The 17,873-nt window shown below is 72.6% G+C and carries 13 protein-coding genes and 1 pseudogene; 10 read left to right on the top strand and 4 right to left on the bottom strand.

Annotated features, from left to right (window positions below):
• Window positions 1-3 precede the first annotated feature (3 nt).
• From EYQ95_RS21370 to EYQ95_RS21330, 9 genes are all read left to right on the top strand, one after another.
• Window positions 4-5,481, top strand: coding sequence for a HAMP domain-containing protein (locus tag EYQ95_RS21370; protein WP_207916589.1), 5,478 nt, complete (start codon window positions 4-6; stop codon window positions 5,479-5,481).
• On the top strand, window positions 5,478-7,199 hold the full coding sequence (locus EYQ95_RS21365) for a response regulator (protein WP_165924815.1): 1,722 nt from the start codon (window positions 5,478-5,480) through the stop codon (window positions 7,197-7,199). The genes EYQ95_RS21370 and EYQ95_RS21365 overlap by 4 nt, the downstream gene beginning before the upstream one ends.
• Complete coding sequence (locus tag EYQ95_RS21360; protein WP_132330333.1) at window positions 7,196-7,852, top strand: sensor histidine kinase KdpD; 657 nt, start codon at window positions 7,196-7,198, stop codon at window positions 7,850-7,852. The genes EYQ95_RS21365 and EYQ95_RS21360 overlap by 4 nt, the downstream gene beginning before the upstream one ends.
• 148 nt (window positions 7,853-8,000) lie before the next feature.
• Window positions 8,001-9,029, top strand: coding sequence for a nitrogen regulation protein NR(II) (locus EYQ95_RS21355; RefSeq protein ID WP_132330331.1), 1,029 nt, complete (start codon window positions 8,001-8,003; stop codon window positions 9,027-9,029).
• Window positions 9,022-10,494 carry a nitrogen regulation protein NR(I) gene (ntrC, locus tag EYQ95_RS21350; RefSeq protein WP_132330329.1) on the top strand — a complete coding sequence of 491 codons (1,473 nt, stop codon included), beginning with the start codon at window positions 9,022-9,024 and terminating at the stop codon, window positions 10,492-10,494. Before EYQ95_RS21355 ends, ntrC begins: the two co-directional genes overlap by 8 nt.
• 664 nt (window positions 10,495-11,158) lie before the next feature.
• Window positions 11,159-11,722: a superoxide dismutase family protein gene (locus EYQ95_RS21345; RefSeq protein ID WP_132330327.1), complete on the top strand. Its 564-nt coding sequence runs from the start codon at window positions 11,159-11,161 to the stop codon at window positions 11,720-11,722.
• Between the two features lie 4 nt (window positions 11,723-11,726).
• Window positions 11,727-12,218 (top strand): N-acetyltransferase, encoded by a 492-nt coding sequence (locus EYQ95_RS21340; RefSeq protein ID WP_132330325.1) that lies wholly within the window; start codon window positions 11,727-11,729, stop codon window positions 12,216-12,218.
• Between the two features lie 81 nt (window positions 12,219-12,299).
• On the top strand, window positions 12,300-12,881 hold the full coding sequence (locus EYQ95_RS21335; RefSeq protein WP_132330323.1) for a glutathione peroxidase: 582 nt from the start codon (window positions 12,300-12,302) through the stop codon (window positions 12,879-12,881).
• Window positions 12,882-13,156: 275 nt separating this feature from the next.
• A complete protein-coding gene (locus EYQ95_RS21330; RefSeq protein WP_132330321.1) occupies window positions 13,157-13,441 on the top strand; it encodes a hypothetical protein in 285 nt (94 codons plus the stop codon).
• A 77-nt stretch (window positions 13,442-13,518) separates the two neighbouring features.
• Here EYQ95_RS21330 and EYQ95_RS21325 read toward each other — a convergent pair whose 3' ends face one another.
• Complete coding sequence (locus tag EYQ95_RS21325) at window positions 13,519-14,418, bottom strand: hypothetical protein (protein ID WP_132330319.1); 900 nt, start codon at window positions 14,416-14,418, stop codon at window positions 13,519-13,521.
• 111 nt (window positions 14,419-14,529) lie between these two features.
• On the opposite strand from EYQ95_RS21325, the gene EYQ95_RS21320 reads away from it, so the two are divergent.
• Window positions 14,530-15,807 (top strand): acetyl-CoA C-acetyltransferase, encoded by a 1,278-nt coding sequence (locus EYQ95_RS21320; protein WP_132330317.1) that lies wholly within the window; start codon window positions 14,530-14,532, stop codon window positions 15,805-15,807.
• 30 nt (window positions 15,808-15,837) lie between these two features.
• Here the strand turns inward: EYQ95_RS21320 and EYQ95_RS21315 are convergent, their stop codons facing one another.
• The 3 genes and pseudogenes from EYQ95_RS21315 to EYQ95_RS26890 form a co-directional block, all read right to left on the bottom strand.
• Window positions 15,838-17,076: a heme biosynthesis protein HemY gene (locus EYQ95_RS21315; RefSeq protein WP_132330315.1), complete on the bottom strand. Its 1,239-nt coding sequence runs from the start codon at window positions 17,074-17,076 to the stop codon at window positions 15,838-15,840.
• Window positions 17,077-17,334: 258 nt separating this feature from the next.
• Window positions 17,335-17,754, bottom strand: coding sequence for a uroporphyrinogen-III synthase (locus EYQ95_RS21310; RefSeq protein ID WP_243700027.1), 420 nt, complete (start codon window positions 17,752-17,754; stop codon window positions 17,335-17,337).
• Window positions 17,755-17,797: 43 nt separating this feature from the next.
• Window positions 17,798-17,873: pseudogene (locus EYQ95_RS26890) on the bottom strand (peptide-methionine (R)-S-oxide reductase); the annotation flags it as partial.

Raw genomic sequence — 17,873 nt, 5'->3', positions numbered from 1 at the left:
CCTGTGTCCGAAGCCACCGTGCGGCGCACCCGTGCCGCCAAGTCCCAGCCTCCCGCGCCTCCCACCACCTTCGACGATCCCCTGCAGGAGCTGCTGGCCGCCATGTCGGCCGTGCGCGAGGGCGATTTCGACGTGCGCGTGCCGCGCCACTGGGACGGCATCGCGGGGCGCCTGGCGGAGGCCTTCAACGAGATCGTGGTGCAGAACCGCGAGCTCGCGCGCGAGCTCGCGCGCGTGGGACAGGCCGTCGGCCGCGAGGGCCAGACCCGCCAGCGCGTCACGCCCGCCGCCCGCCGTGGCGAATGGGCGCAGATGGAGCGCTCGGTCAACGAGCTGATCGACGACCTGGTGCGCCCGGTCGAGACCATGACCGAGGCGATCGCGGGCGTCGCCAAGGGCGACCTCACCCGCTCGGTGCCGCTGGAGGCCGAAGGCCGCCCGCTGCAGGGCGAGTTCCTGCGCTCGGCCACCATCGTCAATCGCATGATCGAGCAGATGGGCGAGTTCTCGTCGGAGGTTACGCGCGTGGCGCTGGAAGTCGGCACCGCCGGCCTGCTCGGCGGCCAGGCGAAGGTGAAGGGCGTGTCCGGCGTCTGGAAGGACCTGACCGACTCGGTCAACCAGATGGCCAACAACCTCACCGCGCAGGTGCGCAACATCGCCGAGGTGACCATCGCCGTGGCCAACGGCGACCTCTCGCGCAAGATCACCGTGGACGTGCGCGGCGAGATCCTGCAGCTCAAGGAAGCCATCAACACGATGGTGGACCAGCTGCGCGGCTTCGCCTCGGAAGTCACGCGCGTGGCGCGCGAGGTCGGCACCGAAGGGCGCCTGGGCGGCCAGGCGATCGTGCCGGGCGTGGCCGGCACCTGGAAGGACCTCACCGACTCGGTGAACGCGATGGCCTCGAACCTGACGTCGCAGGTCCGAAACATCGCGGAAGTGACGACGGCGGTGGCGAAGGGCGACCTCTCGCGCAAGATCACCGTGGACGTGCGCGGCGAGATCCTCGAGCTCAAGAACACCATCAACACGATGGTGGACCAGCTCAACGGCTTCGCGGCGGAAGTCACGCGCGTGGCGCGCGAGGTCGGTACCGAAGGCAAGCTCGGTGGCCAGGCGGACGTGCCGGGCGTGGCTGGTACCTGGAAGGACCTCACCGACAACGTGAACCTGATGGCGTCGAACCTGACGCTGCAGGTGCGCAACATCGCGGACGTCACCACCGCGGTGGCCAAGGGCGACCTCTCGCGCAAGATCACCGTGGACGTGCGCGGCGAGATCCTGCAGCTGAAGGAAACCATCAACACGATGGTGGACCAGCTCAACGGCTTCGCCGCGGAAGTCACGCGCGTGGCGCGCGAGGTGGGTACCGAAGGGCGCCTGGGTGGCCAGGCGGTCGTGCCGGGCGTGGCCGGCACCTGGGCCGACCTCACCGACTCGGTGAACGCGATGGCCTCCAACCTCACCGGCCAGGTGCGAAACATCGCCGAGGTGACCACGGCGGTGGCGCGAGGCGATCTCTCGCGCAAGATCACCGTGGACGTGCGCGGCGAGATCCGCGAACTCAAGGACACCATCAACACGATGGTGGACCAGCTCAACGGCTTCGCGGCGGAAGTCACGCGCGTGGCCCGCGAGGTGGGCACCGAGGGCAAGCTCGGCGGCCAGGCGCAGGTGCCGGGCGTGGCGGGTACGTGGAAGGACCTCACCGACTCGGTGAACTCCATGGCCTCCAACCTCACCGCGCAGGTGCGAAACATCGCCGAGGTCACCACGGCGGTGGCGCGTGGCGACCTCTCGCGCAAGATCGCGGTGGACGTCAAGGGCGAGATCCTCGAACTCAAGGACACCATCAACACGATGGTGGACCAGCTCAACGGCTTCGCGGCGGAAGTCACGCGCGTGGCGCGCGAGGTGGGCACCGAGGGCAAGCTCGGCGGCCAGGCTTCCGTGCCGGGCGTGGCGGGTACCTGGAAGGACCTCACCGACAACGTCAACTCGATGGCGTCCAACCTCACCACGCAGGTGCGAAACATCGCCGAGGTGGCGACCGCGGTGGCGCGGGGCGACCTGTCCAAGAAGATCGAGGTCGACGCCAAGGGCGAGATCCTGCAGCTGAAGAACACCCTCAACACGATGGTGGACCAGCTCAACGGCTTCGCCGCGGAAGTCACGCGCGTGGCGCGCGAGGTGGGCACCGAGGGCAAGCTCGGCGGCCAGGCTTCCGTGCCGGGCGTGGCGGGTACCTGGAAGGACCTCACCGACAACGTCAACTCGATGGCGGCCAACCTCACCACCCAGGTGCGCGGCATCGCCAAGGTGGTGACGGCGGTGGCGAACGGCGACCTCGGCCAGAAGCTCACGGTGGAGGCCAAGGGCGAGATCGCCGAGCTGGCCGACACCATCAACTCGATGACCGACACGCTGGCGATCTTCGCCGACCAGGTGTCCACCGTGGCGCGCGAGGTGGGCGTGGAAGGGCGCCTGGGCGGCCAGGCGAACGTGCCGGGCACGTCCGGCGTGTGGAAGGACCTCACCGCGAACGTGAACCAGCTCGCGGCCAACCTCACCACGCAGGTGCGCGCGATCGCCGAGGTGGCCACCGCGGTGACGCAGAACGACCTCACCCGCTCGATCACCGTGGACGCGCGCGGCGAGGTGGCCGACCTGCGCGACAACCTCAACGTGATGATCTCCACCCTGCGCGCGACCACCGAGTCCAACCGCGAGCAGGACTGGCTCAAGACCAACCTCGCCGCCTTCGGCGCGATGATGCAGGGCCAGCGCGACATCCTGACGCTCGGCCGCCAGCTGCTGTCGGAACTCGCGCCGCTGGTGAACGCGCAGCAGGGCCTGATCTACCTCGTGGAGGAGGGCGAGGGCGCGACCGGCCGGCGCCTGCGCCAGCTTGCCGCCTATGCCGACGCGCCGGCCGAGCCGCTGGACCACACCCTGGCGATCGGCGAGAGCCTGATCGGACAGTGCGCGGCCGAAGGGCGCATGATCCTGCTGCAGGACATCCCCTCCGAGCTCGTGCAGATCCGCTCGGGCCTGCTGTCGGTGTCGCCGCGCAGCGTCATCGTGCTGCCCGTGCTGTTCGAGGACCAGGTCAAGGCGGTCATCGAACTGGCCTCGGTGGCCGAGTTCAACGAGGTGCATCGCACCTTCCTCGAGCAACTCTCGCGCTCGATCGGCATCGTGCTCAACACCATCGAGGCCGGCATGCGCACCGAAGGCCTGCTGCAGCAGTCGCAGCAGCTGGCCGCCGAACTGCAGGCCCAGCAGCGCGAGCTGCAGCAGACCAACGAGGAGATCGCGCTCAAGGCCGCGCTGCTGGCCGAGCAGAAGGCCGAGGTCGAAACCAAGAACCAGCAGATCGAGCAGGCCCGCCGCGCGCTGGAGGAGAAGGCCGCCGAGCTCGCGCTCACCTCGCGCTACAAGTCCGAGTTCCTGGCGAACATGTCGCACGAGCTGCGCACGCCGCTGAACTCCATCCTCATCCTCGGCCAGCAGCTGGCCGAGAACCCCGAGGCCAACCTCACCCCGCGCCAGGTCGAGTTCGCCAAGACCATCCATGCCGCGGGCAGCGACCTGCTGCACCTGATCTCCGACATCCTCGATCTCTCCAAGATCGAATCGGGCACGGTCACCATCGAGACCGAGGACATCACCTTCGCGCACCTGCGCGAGAACATGGAGCGTGGATTCCGCCACGAGGCCGAGCGGCGCGGGCTCGAGTTCTCCGTCGACTTCCCCGGCGAGCTCGGCCGCACGCTCACCACGGACGCCAAGCGCCTGCAGCAGATCCTCAAGAACCTGCTGTCGAACGCGATGAAGTTCACCGAGCAGGGCAGCGTGCGCCTGGCGGGCCGGGTCGCGACCAGCGGCTGGACCGAGGGCCATCCCGTGCTCGACGCTTCGCCCACGGTGATCGCGTTCGAGGTGACCGACACCGGCATCGGCATCTCCGCCGACAAGCAGCGCATCGTCTTCGAGGCCTTCCAGCAGGCCGACGCCGGCACCTCGCGCAAGTACGGCGGCACCGGCCTCGGGCTCGCGATCAGCCGCGAGATCGCCGGCCTGCTCGGTGGCGAGCTCACGCTGTCGAGCCAGCCCGGCAAGGGCTCGACGTTCACCCTCTACCTGCCGCTGCGCTACCAGGCCGCCGAGCCGGCCGAGTCCGCGCCCGCCACGCGGCCCGCGACCCCCGCGCTCCGTCCCGCGCCCTCGCAGGCCGACGTCCATCCGGCCACCGGGCCGGCGCTGGAAACCATCGACGATGACCGCGGCCGCATCGATCGCGACCTGCCCACGCTGCTGGTGGTCGAGGACGATCCGCGCTACGCCAAGGTCATGCGCGACGCCGCGCGCGAACGCGGCTTCAACGCGCTGGTCACCAACCGTGGCGCCGACGCGCTGCGCCTGGTGCGCGAGTTCCGCCCCGACGCGATCAGCCTCGACATCTTCCTGCCCGACATGCTGGGCTGGACGGTGCTCGCGCGGTTGAAGCAGGACGCCACCACGCGCCACATCCCGGTGCAGATCGTCACGGTGGAGGAGGACCGCCACCATTCGCTCGAACGCGGCGCGTTCAACTACGTCGCCAAGCCGTCCTCGTCCGACAGCATCGGCGTGGCGCTGGACCGCATCCGCGAATACGCCAAGCCGCGCGTCAAGAAGCTGCTGGTGGTGGAGGACGACGCCAGCGAGCGCATGAGCATCGAGGAACTGATCCGCCACGACGACCTGGAGATCGTCAGCGTGGGCACCGGCGAGGAAGCGCTTTCGATGCTGGCCGAAGGCGGCTTCGAGTGCGTGGTGCTCGACCTGCGCCTGCCCGACATGACCGGCTTCGACCTGCTCGACCGCCTGCAGGAGGACGAGCGCCTGCGCGACATCCCGGTGGTGGTGTTCACCGGCAAGGAGCTCTCGCGCGAGGAGGAAAGCCGGCTCAAGCGCGCGGCCAAGAGCGTGGTGATCAAGGGCGTGGAGTCGCCCGAGCGCCTGCTCGACGAGACCGCGCTGCTGCTGCACCGCGTGATCGCCAACCTGCCCGAGCACAAGCAGAAGATGGTGCGGCGCCTCACCGAGTCCGACGAGGTGCTGCGCGGCAAGCGGGTGCTGGTGGTGGACGACGACGTGCGCAACATCTTCGCGCTGTCGATCGTGCTCGAGCGCCACGGCATGGAGGTCATCACCGCCAACAACGGGCGCGAGGCCGTGCAGCGGGTCACCGCCGACCACGACATCGACGTGATCCTGATGGACATCATGATGCCGGGCATGGACGGGTATGACACCATGCGCGCCATCCGCAACGACCCCGAGGCGCGCTCGATCCCGATCGTGGCGCTCACGGCCAAGGCCATGAAGGGCGACCGCGAGAAGTGCCTGGAAGCGGGCGCGTCCGATTACCTCGCCAAGCCGGTCGTCACCGACCAGCTGCTCGGAGTGCTGCGCCAGTGGCTGCATCGTTGAACGAATCCGCGACCGGCGCCGGCGCGACCACGCCCGCGCCCGCGAACGCGCCGGTCACGATCCTGCTGGTCGACGACCAGCCGGGGCGCCTGCTGTCGTACCGCGCCATCCTGGAGCCGCTGGGCGAACACCTCGTCGAGGCGCGCTCGGGCATGGAGGCGCTGCAGTTCCTGATGGAGAACGAGGCCGCGCTGATCCTGCTGGACGTCAACATGCCCGGCATGGACGGCTTCGAGACCGCGAGCCTGATCCACCAGCACCCGCGCTTCGAGAAGACCCCGATCATCTTCGTCACCGCGGTCAACGTCTCCGACCTCGACCGCCTGCGCGGCTACAAGCTGGGCGCCGTCGACTACGTGATGGTGCCGGTGATCCCGGAGATCATGCGCAGCAAGGTCGCGGTGCTGGTGGAGCTTTACCGCAAGCGCCGCGAGCTGCAGGCCGCCAACGAGCGTCTCGCGCAGGCCAACGAGAGCCTTCGCGTCGAGAAGGCGCGTGAGCTCGAAGCGCTGAACGACAGCCTGCGCGCGGCCAACATCGCGCTGGCCCAGCGCAACGTCGAGCTGCAGGCGCAGATCGTGGAGCGCGAGCGTGCGCAGGCGCGCCTGATCGAGCACGACCGGCGCAAGGACCAGTTCCTGGCCACGCTCGCCCACGAGCTGCGCAATCCGCTGGCCTCGCTCTACAACGCCGTCAACGTGATGAAGCTCGGCGGCGGCACCGGGCCTGCGCTCTACGAAACCATGGACCGGCAGCTCGCGCTGCTGGTGCGCCTGATCGACGACCTGCTCGACGTGGCCCGCATCAGCCAGGACAAGCTCACGCTGCGCCCGACGGCGACCACGCTGGACGCGGTGCTGCGCGCGGCGGTGGACAGCGTGGAGTCGTTGCGCCGCGATGCCGGGCACGCGCTGGAACTGCAGCTGCCTTCGACGGACGTCCCGCTGGAGGCCGATCCCGAGCGCCTGTCGCAGGTCTTCGCCAATCTCATCAGCAATGCCATCAAGTACTCCGATCCGGCACGCGCCATCCGCATCGAGGCCGAGATCGACGAGGGCGACGTGCTGGTGCATGTGCGCGACGGCGGAATCGGCCTGGCGCCCGAGCAGATCGCCGCCATCTTCGAGCCCTTCGCGCAGGTCGACACCTCGATCGAGCGCGCGCGCGGCGGGCTCGGCATCGGCCTGACCCTGGTCAAGCGCCTGGTGGAGATGCACGGCGGCCGCGTCGAGGCCAGCAGCGAAGGGCTCGGCCACGGCGCCACCTTCACCGTGCGCCTGCCGATGGGCACGCCCACCGTGGCCGCCGACCTGCCGCCATCGCCGATCCCGGCGGCGCTGCCGCGCCGCGTGCTGGTGATCGACGACAACTGCGATTCGGCCGACACGCTGGCCCTGATGCTGGAGATGCTGGGCCACGAGGCGCAGCGCATCTACGACCCGCGCGCCGCGCAGGAGGCGGTCGAACGCTTCGGCCCGGACGTGGTCTTCCTCGACATCGGCATGCCCGGCATCAGCGGCTACGACGTGGCGCGCGCACTGCGCGCCGCGCCGGGCGGCGAGCGGCTCACGCTGGTGGCGGTGACCGGCTGGGGCCAGCCCGAGGATCGCCGGCGCACCGCCGAGGCCGGCTTCGACCACCACCTGGTCAAGCCGCCGGAGATCGAGGGCATCTGCCGCATCCTCGGCGCGCTCGTGCCCGGCGGAGTGGGCGCATGAGCGACCGCGCCGAGCGCCCGTTGTTCGAGCGGCTGGTCCACGACCTCAAGGGTCCGCTGTCGCCGCTGCAGACCGCGGCCTACCTGCTGCGCCGCCCCGAGCTGCCCGAGGACCGGCGGGTGGAGCTGGCCGAAACCATCGAGCGCCAGTCGCGTCGCATGGCCACCATGATCGAGGAGCTGGGCGACTGGGTGCGCGCGGGCGAGGGCCGCCTGCTGCTGCGCTCGCGCCCGGTGGACGTGACGATGCTGGTCGACCTCGCGCTCGGCGGCGTCGCCGGTTGCGCCGCGGTGCCGGAGGTCGACGAGGACGTCGCCGGCGCCCGCGTCGATGGCGACGAAGGCCGCCTGGTACAGGCCATCGGCGCGCTGCTGGCCTTCGCGCAGTCGCGCGACGCCGCACCCCCGCTGCTGCATGCCATGCGGCGCGGCGATCGCATCGTGATCGAAGTGGCCGATCGTGGCCCGGTGCCGGACGACGTCGACGCCCTGCTCAGCGCGCCGCTGCCCGAGCCCTGGGACCTGGGCCTGGGGCTGCGGCTGGTGGTGGCCGCGGCCATCGTGCGCGCGCATGGCGGCGACATCGCCGTGCACGCGCTCGCGCCCGGGCTGGCCTGGCGCGTGGAGTTGCCGCTGTCCGCAAGCGCCAACTGACCGCGGCCGGGGCCGTGCGGGGACCGGCGGCCGGAAACCGCGGACGCTCACGCGCGCCCGGGCCGTGCTTTCGGGGCCCGTGTGCCGGCTCCGCATCCCGGCCCCGCTTCGCATCCGGGCCGCGTGGGCGCTGCACTACCATGGTGCGATGACGGCGCCGCCCGACCTCGACCAGCTCACCACGCCGCTCGCGTGGACCGCGGACGATGCGCGGCTGGCCGGCTGCAACCTGGCCTTCGCGCGCTGGCTGGGCGTGGGCCCGCGGCGCCTGCTGGGCCTGCCGTTGGCGGCGCTGGCACCCGAGGGCGGGCTGGACGCCGCGCTCGACCGCCCGGCCGGACCGGCCGATGCCCCGCTGCGCCTGCGCCGGCTGGGCCTTTGCTTTCCCGACGGCGCCGAGCGCTTCTGCGACGCCTGGCTGCTTCGCCGCGAGGACGGCTGGCTGCTGGAAGCGCATCCGGTCGACGAATTTCCCGACGACGATCCCGCGCGCCTGCCCTCGGCGCTCAGCGCGGCATTGCGCGGCCTGGCGCACGAGCTGCGCAACCCGCTGGCCGGGGTCAAGGGTGCGGCGCAGCTGCTGGCGCGGCGTCTCGATGCGGACGACACCGATGGCCACGCCCTCACCGCCCTCATCGACGCCGAGACCGCGCGCCTCACCGCGCTGCTCGACCGCCTGCTCAGCCCCGCGCCGGCCGCGCCGCACGCGCCCCTGAACATCCACGGCGTGCTCGAGCGCGTGCTGCGCCTGGCCGAGTCCGACGCCGGCTGGGCCGTGCGCCTGGTGCGCGACTACGACCCCAGCCTGCCCGAGGTCGAAGGCGATACCGATCGCCTGGTGCAGGCGGTCTGGAACCTGGTGCGCAATGCCATCGAGGCCGGCGCCGCGCAGGTGGTGCTGCGCACGCGCGCCGAGCACGGCGCGCGGATCGGCGAGGTCGTCCATCCGCTGGCGCTGCGCCTGGACATCGCCGACGACGGCCGCGGCGTGCCGCCCGAGCTCACCGAGCGCCTGTTCCTGCCGCTGGTCACCGGCCGCGCCGAAGGCACGGGCCTGGGGCTGGCGCTGGCGCAGCAGGTCGCCCGCGAGCATCGCGGCGCGCTGAACTATCGCTCCCGCCCGGGGCATACCGTGTTCACCCTGTTGTTGCCGCTGCCGGAGCCCGCCGATGCCTGAGCCGCCGATCTGGATCGTCGACGACGAGGCGGGCGTGCGCTTCGTGCTCGCCACGGCACTGCGCGAGGCCGGCTGGCGCGTGGAGGCCTTCGGCAGCGCGCGCGAGGCGCTGGCCGCTTTCGATGCCGCGCCGGTCGCGCCGGCGCTCCTGTTCACCGATGTCCGGATGCCCGGCGACGACGGCCTCGTGCTGCTGGAGAAGCTCAAGCAGCGCCGCCCCGAGTTGCCGGTGGTGGTGATGAGCGCCTACACCGACGTGGCCAGTACCGCCGGGGCCTTCCGCGCCGGGGCGCACGAGTTCCTGTCCAAGCCCTTCGACCTCGACGACGCGGTGGCGCTGGCGGCGCGGGTGCTCGGTCCGTCGGCGCCGGCCGCGCCTGCCGATGCGCCGGTGTCGCAGGACGCGGCGGACACGCTGCTGGGCCAGTCGCCGGCCATGCGCGAGCTGTTCCGCGCGATCGGGCGGCTGGCGCAGGCGCCGCTGTCGGTGCTGATCACCGGCGAGACCGGCACCGGCAAGGAGCTGGTCGCACGCGCGCTGCACCGCGAATCCCCGCGCGCATCCCGGCCGTTCGTCGCGCTCAATACCGCCGCCATCCCCGCCGAACTGCTGGAGTCGGAACTCTTCGGCCACGAGGCCGGCGCCTTCACCGGCGCCACGCGCCGCCATCCCGGGCGCTTCGAGCAGGCCCACGGCGGCACGCTGTTCCTGGACGAGATCGGCGACATGCCGCTGGCGCTGCAGACGCGGCTGCTTCGCGTGCTGCAGCAGGGCGAGTTCTTCCGCGTCGGCGGGCGCGAGCTGATCCGCGTCGACGTGCGCGTGGTGGCCGCCACGCACCAGGACCTCGAGGCGCGTGTCGCCGCAGGCCAGTTCCGCGCCGACCTGCTGCACCGCCTGGACGTGGTGCGCCTGCGCCTGCCGGCGCTGCGCGAGCGTCGCGAGGACCTGCCCCTGCTGGCCGCGCATTTCCTCGCCCGCGCGGCGCAGCGCTTTGGCGCGCGCGAAAAGCGCCTGGACCGCGAAGCCCTCGAGCGGCTTCGTGCCCACGACTGGCCCGGCAACGTGCGCGAGCTGGAGAACCTCTGCTGGCGCCTGGCCGCGCTGGCACCGGGCGAGCGCGTGGGCCGTGCGGACGTCGAGGCGGCGCTGGGGCCGGCGGTGCAGGCGCCCGGTGGCGCTGCGGAGTCCGCGGGCGACGTCCACGACGCACGCATCGGCGCGGCCGTGCGCGATGCCGCGCCCGCCGCCGATGCCGCGAACTGGGAGGACGCGCTCGCCGCCTACGCCCGCGAGGCACTGGCCGGCGACGTCCGCGACCTGCACGCACGCATCGTCGCACGCGTGGACCGCGTGCTGCTGGAGGCGGCGCTCGAGCGCACGGGCGGGCGGCGGGCGCAGGCGGCGGCGTTGCTGGGGCTGGGGCGCAATACACTCACGCGAAAGCTGGGGCGGCGCGGGTAGCGCGAGGTCGAGCGCGGAGGTAGCTTCGCGATTCGCGCGGTTGGCGCCGCGCGGCGGGCTATCCAGCCTTGACGTCCCCGCGAACGCGCGGGGGCGGTGACTTCCGCCTCCGCGCGTGGCCTCGTAAGGCTTCGTCTCCTTCGTCATCCCCGCGGACGCAGGGATCCATGGACGTTGCCTTCGTGTTGTGTGGGTAAGAGCAACAGCGTTTCGTGCGCTGTCGCGCCCGAGGTACTTTTCTTTGCTGGCCCAAAGAAAAGTACCCAAACGAAAGGGCCTTTCCCGACAGGTCTACAGCCCGTGGCCGGACACGACGCCGGGATCGGCACACTCGCCATCCATGGCTCGGGTGCCGACGGCGCGCATCCTGCGCGCCGCCCTCCGGGTCTCACGATTGTTCGTCGCGGCCGTGGGTCGCTCGGGAACTAGCACCGTCTATTGCAGTGTTCGACATCGGAAGGCGGCCGGTGTCTTCCGGCACCGAAGCGCCGCCGACCGGTCCGGAAGCCATGCACGGACGGGGCATGCGGTGGCGCCCGCGCCCGACGCTTGCCATCGCCATCGCCATCGCCATCGCCATCGGCGGCTCGGCGATGCACGCGTTAACTGCACGCGAACCCCGCACGCGTTATCGTCCGCCGGCTCCCATGTCGAGGAATCCCGCATGCCACGCGTCGCCTTCCTTCTGCTCGCCGCCACGCTCGCCGGCTGCGCCAGCACCGGCACGTCGACCACGCCGGCGGCTGCGCCGACACCCGCTTCGACGCCGCCCGCGCGCTCGGCCACCGTCAATCTCGCGCCGGCCTCCGGCAGCCTGGTCAGCGGCAAGCTCAGTGCGATGCCGATGGCGGGCGGGGTGCATTTCACCGGCGAGATCGGCGGGCTGGTGCGCAATGCCACGCATGCCATCCACGTGCACGAGAAGGGCGACTGCTCCGCCGCCGATGCCTCCAGTGCGGGCGGCCACTTCAACCCGACGGGCCAGCCGCACGGGCGCCCGGATGCGGGTGCGCACCACGCGGGCGACATGCCCAACATCACCGCCGACGCCAACGGCGTGGCACGCGTGAACCTGCACGTGCAGGGCATCAGCCTGGGCGGTGCGGCCGCCACCGACATCGTCGGCCGCGCGCTGGTGGTGCATGCGCAGCCCGACGACTACGCCACGCAGCCCTCGGGCAATTCCGGCGCGCGCATCGCCTGCGGCGTCGTCACCGCGGTGCGCTGAGGCCATGCAGGGCAGCCTGCGGGTGCGCGGCGCGGTCGCCGGCGATGCCGACCTGCTCGCGCAGTGGGCGCTGGCGATGGCCTGGGAGACCGAACACAGGCGCCTCGATGCGGAGACGGTGCTCGCCGGCGTCACCGCGGGCATCGCCGACCCGGCCAAGGCGCGCTACTTCGTCGCCATGCGCGAGGTGCCGGTGGCCGGTCGCGAGCTCATCGCCGAACCTGTCGGCATGCTGATGCTCACCACCGAGTGGAGCGACTGGCGCTGCGGCCACTGGTGGTGGATCCAGAGCGTCTACGTGCCGCCGCAGCATCGTCGCGGCGGGGTGTTCCGCGCGCTCTACGCGCATGTCGAGCAGCTCGCGCGCGGGGCCGGCGACGTGGTCGGCCTGCGGCTCTACGTGGAGGCCAACAATGCCGTCGCGCAGCGCACCTATGCCGCGCTCGGCATGGCCGACGCCGGCTACCGCATCCTCGAGGCGTCGCTCGGCGGCTGAGCCCGCGGCCCGGCCGTCGCCGGACCGCGTGATGCGGCGCGGCGCGCGGCATACTGCGTGGACCCGACCGGAGGCACCGCCATGGCCCTGCGCATCCGCTCCCTCGCCACCGTCGCCCTGCTCGTGCTCGTGGCGGGAGCGGCACTCGCTGCCGGCAGTGGCCTGCTCGGCCACAGCCTGCGCCCGCTGGCCGGCAGGACGCCGGTGAACCTGCAGGCGGCCTATGGCGGGCAGGTGCTGCTGATCGTCAACACCGCCAGCAAGTGCGGCTTCACGCCGCAGTTCGAGGCGCTGGAGGCGCTGCATGCGAAGTACCGCGGCCAGGGCTTCGCGGTGCTCGGCTTCCCGTCGGGCGACTTCAAGGCGCAGGAGTTCGAGGACGAGAAGCAGATCCGCGAGTTCTGCACGCTCACCTACGGCGTGAAGTTCCCGATGTTCCAGAAGATCCACGTCGTCGGCGCCTCGGCGCACCCGCTGTACCGCCAGCTCGCGCAGGCCGCGGGCGAGGCGCCGCAGTGGAACTTCCACAAGTACCTGGTCGGCCGCGACGGCCGCCTGGTCGCCAGCTGGGGGAGCAAGGTCAAGCCGGACGATGCGCAGGTCGTCGCGGCGATCGAGCAGGCGCTCAAGGCCCCGCCGGCGAGGGCGCGTCGCCCCCGCTGACCGCGCGGTACCCACGGGCGCCCGCCCGCGCCCGTTGCCGGCCTCCCACCCGTCGCACCGCGACTGCGCGACGACCGCGCGCCGTTCCCACGTGTGCAAGCGGCCGTAGGCGGACGACGTGAACGATCCGTGACGACGATCGCCTGCAGGAATGGTTTTCGGTGCCGTAATCCGGAACATGGCAGGCCCGGATACGCATCCGGATGTCCCCATACCGCACGTCCCGCGCGCCGCCCGCCGCGTGACGGGCACGATCTTCTTCGAGGAACGGTTTCATGGAGTTCATGGGCGCTACGCTGCGCAAGATCACCCTCAAGGACGGCCTCAGCGCCGCCGGGCTGGCCGGGGGCCTGAGCGCCGGCATGGCCGTGGCCCTGCACATGGGCGGCCGCGATCCCTGGCAGGCGCTGGATGCGGCGATGCCGGTGTTCATCGGCGCGCTCGCCACCTCCGCCGGCATCAATCCGGTCCGCAGCCCGCTGCTGATGGGCCTGATCGCGGCCGGTGCCGTGGCGGTGATGGCGGTCTCGCGCCTGGCGATGGGCATCCCGCTCAGCTGATCCGGCTGCCGCCGCCCGGTGGACGTGCGGCCGCGCCGCCCGCGACCGGCATCCTGCCCTGCAGACCGGCCTGCCCGTCAGGCCAAGGCCGCGCGGCAGTCCTCGCCCGCGTCGCAGTGCACGAAGTTGACCGGCACGCCGTGCGCCTGCAGGACGGCGGCGAGCTGGCGCTGGCGCGCCTGGAAATGCTGGTGCTGGCGGAAGGCGCGCTGGCGGCAGTCGTCGCTGCTGCAGTCCAGGCCGGCGGCATAGCGGCGCTGCCAGGCCTGCGGCGAGAACAGGGCGATGCGCGCCTCGCCCCCGGCATAGCGCACCAGCGGCTCGGGCGGGGTGTCGAGCCAGGCCTCGGCCTCCGGCTGCAGCAGCGCGGTCTCCAGGACCGGCCACAGCGGCGCCAGGCCCGCGTGTTCGTACTGCAGCGAGGTCATGGCCGCGAGGTCGTGCACGGTGAGATAGCGCGCGTGCTCGACCTCCAGGCCGAACAGCGCCTGCGCGGCGAGCGCGGTGGCGGCGCCGGCCATGCCGGTTTCCAGCAGTTCGGTTTCGAAGCGCTCGCCCACGGCCGCGACTTCGGCCGCATCGCCGCCGAGGACGAAAGGCAACAGGCGCAGCGGGCCGCCGGCGAAGTCGGGCGAGGGCGTGAGGTCGCCGGGCAGCTGCCCGTTCGAGGCCCCGAACGCCACCACGCGCCCCCGCGCCCGGCCGGGCGCGCGGGCGGCCAGACCATCGAGCTCGCGATGCAGCGGCCAGCCCGGGCGCAGCAGCTCCACCGGGTCGTAATGGGCCCCCACCAGCACCAGCTCCAGGTCCGCCGCGCGCGGCGCGAAGCGGGCAAGGTCGGCGGCGATCAGGTCCGCCAGCTCGCCGGCCTGCGCCTGTTCGAGGCGGTCGCGGTCCACCCGCGCATCGCCGCGCAGTTCCAGGGCGAGCGCGCCCAGCACGTGCAGCGGAGCGGGTTCGGTCGACGTCGGGCTCATCAATACGGGGGCGTTTGGTTGCGGGAAGGGCGGGCGCTACACTCGCCGCGATTATGCCCGCGCGGCCCGCGCCGGCCGCGTCGACATCGCCATCCGCACGAGGAAAACCCGATGCGCCAGCTCCGTCCCGTCGCCGTGCTCGGCGGCGTCCGCATTCCCTTCTGCCGCCAGAACACCGCCTATGCCGACGTCGGCAACCTCGGGTTGTCGATCCGCACGCTGGGCGCGCTGGTGGAGAAGTACGGCCTGCAGGGCGCGCAGCTGGGCGAGGTCGCCATGGGCGCGGTGATCAAGCATTCGGCCGACTGGAACCTCGGCCGCGAGGCCGCGCTGAGCTCGGGCCTGTCGCCGCTCACGCCCGGCATCACCCTGCAGCGCGCCTGCGGCACCTCGCTGGACACCATCAGCCACATCGCCAACAAGATCGCGCTGGGCCAGATCGAGGCGGGCATCGGCGGCGGTTCGGACACCACCTCCGACGTGCCCATCGTCTACAGCAAGGCCCTGCGCGGGCGCCTGCTCAAGGCCAATGCCGCCAAGACGCCGCGCGACAAGCTCATGGCCTTCCGCGGCTTCTCCCCGCGCGAGCTCAAGCCCGATTTCCCGGGCGTGGCCGAGCCGCGCACCGGCAAGAGCATGGGCCAGCACTGCGAGGACATGGCCAAGGAATGGGGCATCACGCGCGAGGCGCAGGACGAGCTCGCGGTGGCCAGCCACCACAAGCTGGCCGCCGCCTACGAGCGCGGCTTCATGGACGACCTGGTCGTGGGCTTCCGCGGCGTCACGCGCGACAACATCCTGCGCGCCGACACCAACGTGGCCAAGCTCGCCACGCTCAAGCCCGCGTTCGACCGCCACAGCGGGCGCGGCACGCTCACCGCGGGCAATTCCACGCCGCTGACCGACGGCGCGGCGGCCTGCCTGCTGGCCTCGGGCGACTGGGCGCAGGCGCGCGGCATCGAGCCGCTGGCCTGGCTGCGCGACGTGCACGTGGCGGCGGTGGACTTCGTCGGCGGCGAGGGCCTGCTGATGGCGCCGACGGTGGCGGTGGCGGAGATGCTCGCGCGCAACGGGCTTTCGCTGCAGGACTTCGACTTCTACGAGATCCACGAGGCCTTCGCGGCACAGGTGCTGTGCACGCTGCGGGCCTGGGAGAGCGAGCAGTACTGCCACGAGCGCCTGGGGCTGCCTGCGGCGCTGGGCGCGATCGACCCGGCACGCATCAATCCCAACGGCTCCTCGCTGGCCACCGGCCACCCGTTCGCCGCCACCGGCGCCCGCATCGTCGCGGCGGCGGCGAAGGAGCTCGCCCTGCGCGGCGGCGGACGCTGCCTGGTCTCCATCTGCACCGCCGGCGGCATGGGCGTGGTCGCGATCCTCGAGCGCTGAGCCCGGGCCGGCCCGACGGCCGGCGAGGCGTCACTGCAGGCGCGGCATGCCGTGGGCGTTGCGTACCTCACGCCCCTCGCGCGGCGTGGGCGGGTAGGCCTCGGCGGGCAGCTCGATCAGCTCCTCGCCGCGCATCGCGCGCAGTGCGTTCGCATAGGCCACGCGCGCCCGGCGCTCGTCGCCGGCCGCGGCATGGCCATGACCCAGCAACTCCCAGGCCTCCGGGCCTGCGCCGGCCTGCAGCGCCTCCCGCAGCGCGGCCTCGGCCTGCGGCCAGTCCCCGTGCGCGTAGTGCAGGCGGGCGCGGCTCAGCAGCAGGCCGGGGCTTTCCGGATGCTGCGCCAGCCAGCGCTCCACGCGCGCGGCGCGCTGGTCCAGGCGGCCGATCGTCAGGCGCCCGTACTGCGCGGCGAGCGCCTCGTCCCAGTGCGTGTCCAGCGCGTCCTCGATCGCGCGGGCCGCGGCGTCGTCCCAGTGGAAGGCGGCGGCGCGCTCGGCATAGGCGCCGGCGACGGCGGGATCGTGGCGCAGCGGCTTGGGCAGGCTCTCCCAGCGCTCGGCCAGCGTATTGCCGTCCGGCGCCTCGGCGAGCATGCCCCGCGCCCAGCGCGCCTCCAGGCGCGGCAGGTCGGGGGCGGGCACGGCCTCGGCCTTGCGCAGGGCGGCGAGCATTCCGTAGGCCTCGTGGTAGTGGCCGATCTCGGCCAGCGCCTGTGCACGCAGGGCCAGCCCGCGCGGCGGCAGCGGCTGCGCGCTGGCGTCATCGAGCGCGGCCAGCGCCGAGGTCGGCCGGCCCTGCGCCAGCGCGAGTTCGGCGAGCGCCACCGCGTGCAGCGGCGCATGCGGCCCGCGGATCGCTTCCAGGTGCTGCTGCGCCAGCGAGACCTCGCCGCGCGCCGCGGCCGCGCGTGCGGCATGCACGCGGGCGATCGCCAGCGTGTCGGGATCCTCGTTGGCCAGCAGCGTGCGCTCGCCGCGCAACCAGCGGCCCTCGTGCACGTCCGACAGGCCGTCGGCCAGCCGGCGGCGCTGCGTGCGCTCGCGGCGCCGGCGTACGGCCTGCACCGGCGCGGCCAGCAGCCGCAGCAGCAGCCAGAGCACCGCGAGCCCGCCCAGCGCCATCGCGACGGCATAGGGCACGGTGGTCGTGTAGTCCGACCCGCGGTAGCGCACCAGCACCAGCCCCGGGTCCTGCAGCAGGACCTGGGCGGCCAGGGCGACCGCGAGACCGACGACGATCAGCAGCAGCACACTGCGGAGGACGTTCATGGCGAGCCTCGCCGGAGTCCGTGACGAATGCCCCCGAGTCTGCTCAGGCGGCCGTGAGGCGCCGTGAAGCCGCCATGGTGCGCGCGACGCCGTTCATCGGCCGCTTGGGCGTGGACCGGACGATCCACGGGCACGGCGGCGACCAACATCGCGGACGTGAGGTCGGGGAGCCGTGCCTGCGGCCGGCGTCGTGGCCACATCGAGCCGCCGACAGCGTCGCCGCTCGGGCCGATTGCCACGGCGGGCACAGCGCGCAGCTCAGTCCGCGTCGTCGAGCGCCGCGACCAGCTGCGCGGGGCGCGGCCCGGCCGCAACCACCACGTCGTCGAATCCCAGCGTGCGCGCGGTCGCTTCCACGCGGCGGCTGGCCGCAAGCACGCGCGCACCCACCAGCCGCGCGCGCACCGGGGCGTCGACGGCTTCCATCACGCGCTGCAGGGCCTCCGCGCTGGACACCGCCACCGCCAGGCGCGACTCGAGCGCCAGGATCGTCGCGAGCGCCCGCGGCGAGGGCCGCACCGGCTCGCGTGCATAGACGTCCGCGCGGTGCACGCGCGCACCGCGTGCCTGCAGGGCGGGCGCGATCACCCCGCGCCCCCCCGGCGCGGTGACCAGCCCGATGTCGACGCCCGCGACCTGCGCGAGCATGGGGAGGGCGAGCAGGCCCTCGCTGTCCATGCGCGACGGGTGCTCCACGCGCCCCGCGCCCGCGCGCCGCAGGGCCGCCACGGTCGCGCGGGCCGTCGGGGAAGACGTGGCCGAGGTGGCTGTCGCCATGGGCCGAGCGCACCTCGACG

Source organism: Lysobacter sp. N42 (assembly GCF_004344885.1).
Note: the sequence above shows the minus strand (reverse complement) of the source record. Positions and strands in the feature narration are given on the sequence as shown.